Raw genomic sequence first — 1259 nt, 5'->3', positions numbered from 1 at the left:
TTCTTTGAACTTGTGGTGCTGCCTCTGTGGGAGCGCTTCAATCAGAGTAAGTCTGCCATTGCCCTGTGTTGCGCGTGTACCGTAATGATGGATCAGATGGTCGATTGGATCGCCGTCGAAAACAACGAGACACCAAAGGAAGTTCGCGATCGCTTTATTGGTATCGCTCCCGAGTTTGAGACACTGAACTTGATTGCTAGAGCCTTGAAACATCGGGAACTTGATCGCGGCACAAACAAAGGGCTTAGAGATGTTTTTTGTGTCGGAATGCCCGGCGACGAAGGTCACGACAACGCATTGCCGCCAGTTCTTTGGCCCGATGCAGTTCCCGGCAAGCATCCACCGGGACCGCGAATCAACTCTGGGGTTAAGTCAGATCTTTTACTACGTAGGTGCGTTAACGTTTTGGCGGACGAACTTGGCCTAGTGATCTAGCTTGAGAAACACCTGTCGCTATTGCATGGACACTGAATATTTTTCGTCGCGCTCCTGCAATTCAGCGAGGGGGTCTGCCGGTTTGGGGCAGAGTACGAGGTCGTCGATTTTCGCAGTAACTAGGTAGGGCTAAGCAATAACGTTAGAAGCTATGCCTACTGATCTGCTTTCAGCGACATAGAGCCCACGTTTGCTTTGGGAGGGGGCGTTACCTTCGAGAGATCATACCCCAAAGGCATCAAAGTCCGCCCTGCCGACCTTCATCCTCCAAAAATGCTGCGCGATGGACGAATGGCCGGCCTGGTGAAGCTGCACCGCGGCGATCGGCCAAGGACTGACCGGCAGAAGTGGGCCGACTTTGACTTCGTGCCTTATTGTCGGAAATGAGACGCTGGGTGTCAGTGTCGCTCTGTGGAACAATGCAGGCCAGTACCTGAACAACATTTTTCATAGCCCTGTTAATCAATCACTAACCACTACTCGCGCAAGCTTTTCGAGGCGCAGAGGACCGCCCACTAAACTGATCAAACCAATGAAACCGGAAAATGATAATCAGCCACCCTGGCTTTGGCCGAAGCTGCTCGACGCAGCGATGCTTTTGCTTGGGTGGCTGATATTTCTCGCGCCAGTTTGGTTTGTCATACGGGGCTTTCTGCAAGTCATCCCAGAAGGTCTACCAGAAGCGAAACGAGATAGGATAGTGCCCCCGCGCGTGGTGTAGGAGCGTCGACCTTCGGAGAGGTCCGGGTCTGATCAGGATGCCACGGCGGGCAACCTGACGGTGGGATTGTCGGTGACGCGGGCCAGGGTTTCAAGGCTCATGT

General features: G+C 53.5%; 1 protein-coding gene. It reads left to right on the top strand.

All coding sequences use genetic code 11. The annotated features are described in order from the left end of the window. Positions 1-435: hypothetical protein (locus tag HC022_RS26830; RefSeq protein ID WP_217704131.1), on the top strand; the 435-nt coding region annotated here is incomplete at its 5' end. Positions 436-1259: the final 824 nt, after the last annotated feature.

The organism is Salipiger sp. HF18 (assembly GCF_011806505.1).
Taxonomy (GTDB): domain Bacteria; phylum Pseudomonadota; class Alphaproteobacteria; order Rhodobacterales; family Rhodobacteraceae; genus Salipiger; species Salipiger thiooxidans.
The sequence above is the reverse complement of the archived record's forward strand: the minus strand, read 5'-3'. Positions and strand labels throughout refer to the sequence as shown.